Source organism: Paenibacillus sp. 01L418 (genome assembly GCF_056400045.1).
The window spans coordinates 1-4,808 of the sequence record NZ_JBFTSN010000460.1; the positions used below are offsets into that span (position 1 = coordinate 1).

A 4,808-nucleotide genomic window follows, 5' to 3' on the forward strand; every position below is an offset into this window, starting at 1 on the left:
GGTCGGAATGAGTGGCTTTCCTTATTTCCTGACAAGCCGTTAGCCATCGTGCCGCGACTTCCTGAAGAGACGCTGCTTTCTTTGCAATGGAAAGGGCTCTGGGCAACGGATGAATCGCGCTTAAATAAACGATTAAATCATGCGCTTTCGCCCATTTTACAGCTCCTTTATAAGGAAATGAACACAAAATGACCATTTTTGTGGTACAATGATACGGGCAAAACGACACATTTCACAAGCTATAACTATGGTTCATATATGAATGGAGATAAAGACAAATGAGTTTGTTAACAGTTGAGCAATTATCACATACGTTCGGAGATCGTGTGCTTTTTAAAAATGTAGCCTTCCGTTTGTTGGATGGAGAGCATGTTGGCCTAGTCGGTGCGAATGGTACAGGCAAGTCAACACTGATGAATATTTTAACAGGCAAACTGTTGAAGGATGAAGGAAAGGTCGAATGGACACCGCGTGTTCGTTACGGCTACTTGGATCAACATACGAAGCTTGAAGCAGGTAAAACGATCCGTGATGTACTGAAGGATGCTTTTTTACCTTTGCTGCTATTGGAAGAAGAGCTAAACAATATTGCAGCTCAAATGGGCGATGCAGATTCAGATAAATTAGATGAGCTGCTTACACGTATGGGTGAGATTCAGGAAGAGCTGGAGATCGGCGATTTCTATTTAATTGATGTAAAAGTCGATGAGATGGCAAACGGGCTAGGTCTGAATGCGAKTGGACTTGATCGTGATGTTACTGCACTTAGCGGCGGTCAGCGGACAAAGGTACTGCTAGCGAAGCTGCTTCTTGAAAAACCAGGTGTTCTACTGCTCGATGAGCCTACGAACTATTTGGATGAAGAGCATATCAATTGGCTAACTAACTATTTGAAAAACTACCCGCATGCGTTTGTTCTTATTTCACATGAAACGAGCTTTATGAATCAAGTGGTCAACGTGATTTACCATCTTGAATTTACGAAGCTGACACGCTATTCGGCCAATTATGATAAATTTCTTGAAATGGCTGACCTGAACAAGGCGCAGCACATCGACGCATACGAGAAACAAAAGGATTTTATTAAAAAGCAAGAGGATTTTATTCAAAAAAACAAAGCACGCGCTTCAACATCAGGACGTGCTAAGAGCCGCGAGAAGCAGCTTGATCGTATTGATCGTATTGATAAACCGGAAGAAGCGGCAAAACCAACGTTTAACTTTAAAGAATCGAGAACGAGCGGCAAGACTGTATTTGAAGCAGAGGGCATGGTCATCGGTTACAATAAACCTCTGCTGCCAAAAATGGACATGGTCATTGAACGTGGTGATAAGATTGCTATCGTAGGATGCAACGGCGTTGGTAAATCTACACTACTCAAAACCATTTTAGGCGTAATTCCAGCGCTTGACGGCAAAACCTATCTGGGCGATTATTTAAATCCTGCTTACTTTGAGCAAGAAGCAAAAGCTCCGACCATGACGCCGCTTGAGGATGTATGGGATGAGTTCTCCTTCATGACCCAATCAGAGGTTCGGGGTGCCCTTGCACGCTGTGGCTTGAAAAATGAACATATTACACGTTCGCTTAACCAGCTGAGCGGCGGCGAGCAAGCGAAGGTTCGTCTATGCAAGCTTATGATGCGCGAGAGCAACTGGATTCTGTTCGATGAGCCGACGAACCATTTGGACGTTGTGGCTAAAGCGGAATTGAAGCGTGCTCTTAAGGCTTATAAAGGTACTGTCGTGCTTGTATCTCATGAACCGGAATTTTACGAGGATATGGCTACCAAAACATGGGATGTAGAAGCATGGTCGATGCAAAACTAGGAGTGGTTTTAGCTTAATATCCTTTATCTTCGTGAAGATAAACACCCTCCGTGGCAATTGCCGGTCTACTCTTCTTGTAGATCGGCTTGCTTGCATTTGTGATAGGTCTTCATTATGATAAATTTAACCGTATTTATAGAAGAAGATATGGTTGATTAACGGCATTAATATTATTTACAACTGGAAGCAGGTGAACCTCTAGAATGAAAGAACGTATTCTAGTCGTCGAAGATGAAGCGGGTATTTCCCGAATTTTACAACTTGAGCTTGAGCATGAGGGGTATACCGTAGGAACTGCCGCTGATGGCAGAACCGGATATGAAATGGCTTCGACAGGTGAATGGGAGCTTGTTTTGCTCGATGTCATGTTGCCTGAGATGAGCGGAATTGAAGTGCTGCGATTACTGCGACAAGCAGGAAATCCTGTACCTATTATATTGTTGACTGCACGCGACACCGTACCGGATAAAGTAAGTGGATTCGAGCATGGAGCAAATGATTATATTACAAAGCCGTTCGCAATGGAGGAGCTGTTGGCGCGGGTTCGCAACATTTTACGTATATTCCAGCAGTATCCGAAGGAAGCGGAAGGATCTGACATGATCAAGGTTGGCGACTTAACGATCGAGCTGCGCACGCGTAAGGTTTATCGCAAAGATATTTTGATCGAGCTAACGCCGCGTGAATTCGAGCTGCTCGTATACCTTGTGGAAAACAAAAATGATGAGAAATCGCGTGAAGATATTTTATCCGAAGTTTGGGGATATGATTTTATCGGTGAAACAAATTTAGTAGATGTTTATATCCGTTATTTGCGTCAGAAGTTGGACAAGGGTTATCGTCATAAGCTTATTCATACGGTTCGAGGAGTAGGTTATATGATAAAGGAGCCCGATGCRTGACACTCCGCAAACGGTTTACGCTTTTCACCATTTTTTGGCTTATATTTATTTTGATTCTATTTAATATTTTTGTGTATTTCTATGTGATCAAAATAACGACTGAAAGTGAAGAAGAGGTCATTGCGAATAAGGTGAATCTCATGCTTGAGAATCCCCGAATTCAGAGCGGCCGAGGATTAAACTATCCGGAGCTGCTCAATGAGTATTACAACGTAAACGAAATGATCCGCATCATTGCGCCTAATAACAGGGTTGTAAATATAACAGGAACGGATGAGCTTCTGCAGCAGCTGCCAGCGACCTTTGAGGTGCATCACCATACCGGGATGATCACGAAGGGCGGAGAACGAATTTTGTTCATGCGAGTTCCGTTATATGACGGCAATCGTGTTATTGCAATGCTTGAAATTAATCGAATACTAGATGAATTGGACAATTATTTGCAGGTGCTGGTCGCAGCGTTAAGCGTCACGAGCGGCGGTGCCATTTTGTTTGCCATATTCGGAACGTATTGGTTTACTTCAAGACTAACGGCGCCGATTCAGCAAATGGTTAATACGATGCGAGAAATTGACCGAAGCGGGAAGCTTAGACAAATCGAGCTTAGCAACCGCGAGGAATCTGCTGAGCTTCTGCAGCTCGTTCGTGCATTTAATCAGATGATTGAACGACTTGACCGCACATTTGCTAAGCAGAAGCAATTCGTAGCAGATGCTTCTCATGAGCTCAAAACCCCTCTAACTGTCATCAGCAGCTATGCTGGTATGTTAAAGCGTTGGGGACGTGATGATGAGAGCTTGCGAAATGAAGCGATTGAAGCAATCGATAAAGAAGCTAATCGTCTGCAAAACTTAACAAAATCCATGCTTATGCTCGCTGAGGCAGAGCAGGAGGATTGGCTAAAGCAGGAGCTGTTTGATGTTGTTCAAGTGGTTGATGAGCTAGCAACGATGCTGCAAACGACGTTCGGCAGACCGATTCGAGTGAAAGCGATGTCCAAGGCGGTGCGTATGGTTGGAGACAAGGACAAAATCAGGCAGCTGCTCGTCATTTTGCTCGATAACGCGATTAAATATTCGAAGGACCCGATCGATATTACGATTACACTCGTTAGACATATCGTGAAAATCGAGGTTAAGGATAAAGGAATGGGCATTCCAGAAAACGAAATTCCGCATCTATTCGAGCGTTTCTACCGTGTGGATGGAGCCAGAAGCCGCACAACAGGCGGAGTAGGTCTCGGCTTGTCCATTGCCAAACGAATCATAGATTTGCATGAAGGAAAGGTAGATGTGTTTAGTCTGCCGGATTTGGGCACGACGATTACTTTGCAATTTAAACAGCGCAAACAATAACGATACGATTGGAGGATTTAACGAATGAAGTTTCGTACGGCAGCCGTTCAGTATAAGCTTGCTGATATAAATTCGTTTGAGCAATTCGCAGAACAAGTAACACATTATGTACGCAATGCCTCGGAATACGGGGCACAATTTATTTTGTTTCCTGAGTTTCTGACAACCCAATTGATGTCGATTGGAGATGAGCAGGGCGTAGCGCTTCCTATTGATCGGCTTCCTGAATTCACGGAGGATTATCTTGCTCTCTTTCACTCACTTGCTGCTGAATATGAGGTTTACATTGTTGGAGGCACCCACGTGATAAAACAAGCGGATGGAAGTTTGCGCAATGCTGCGCATCTTTTTCATCCCGATGGGAAAATTGACGTTCAGCATAAAATCCACATTACGCCACCAGAAGTAGAAGGCTGGAATATGTCGGCAGGTGAAGGTCTTGAGGTATTCGAGACCGCATATGGTACCATCGCGATGCTTACTTGCTACGATATTGAATTTCCCGAAATCGTTCGAATGGCCCGTGCTAAAGGTGCAGATGTCATTTTCTGTCCTTCGTGCACAGATGATCGTCATGGGTTCTATCGCGTAAGATACTGCTGCCATGCTAGAGCAGTTGAGAATCAAGTATATATCGTAACAACAGGTACAGTTGGCTCTCTTCGTAAAGTTGATCTGATGCGTGCAAATTTTGGTCAAGCTGCTATTATTGCTCCAAACGA

Annotated in this window: 5 protein-coding genes; all 5 read left to right on the plus strand. The window is 43.9% G+C overall.

The window, feature by feature from the left end; all coding sequences use genetic code 11:
- On the plus strand, positions 1–192 hold a 192-nt coding region (locus AC1DSE_RS30290; RefSeq protein ID WP_477528703.1), incomplete at its 5' end, for a hypothetical protein.
- Positions 193–278: 86 nt separating this feature from the next.
- The gene (locus tag AC1DSE_RS30295) at positions 279–1,829 is read left to right on the plus strand and encodes an ABC-F family ATP-binding cassette domain-containing protein (protein WP_477528704.1); all 1,551 of its coding nucleotides are present in this window, start codon (positions 279–281) and stop codon (positions 1,827–1,829) included.
- A 203-nt stretch (positions 1,830–2,032) separates the two neighbouring features.
- Positions 2,033–2,731: a response regulator transcription factor gene (locus AC1DSE_RS30300; RefSeq protein WP_076265833.1), complete on the plus strand. Its 699-nt coding sequence runs from the start codon at positions 2,033–2,035 to the stop codon at positions 2,729–2,731.
- Positions 2,732–2,814: 83 nt separating this feature from the next.
- Entirely contained in the window at positions 2,815–4,086 is a 1,272-nt protein-coding gene (locus AC1DSE_RS30305) for a HAMP domain-containing sensor histidine kinase (RefSeq protein ID WP_477528705.1), read from the plus strand.
- 24 nt (positions 4,087–4,110) lie between these two features.
- Positions 4,111–4,808 (plus strand): carbon-nitrogen hydrolase family protein (locus tag AC1DSE_RS30310; protein WP_477528706.1); only part of this gene is annotated, 698 nt, incomplete at its 3' end.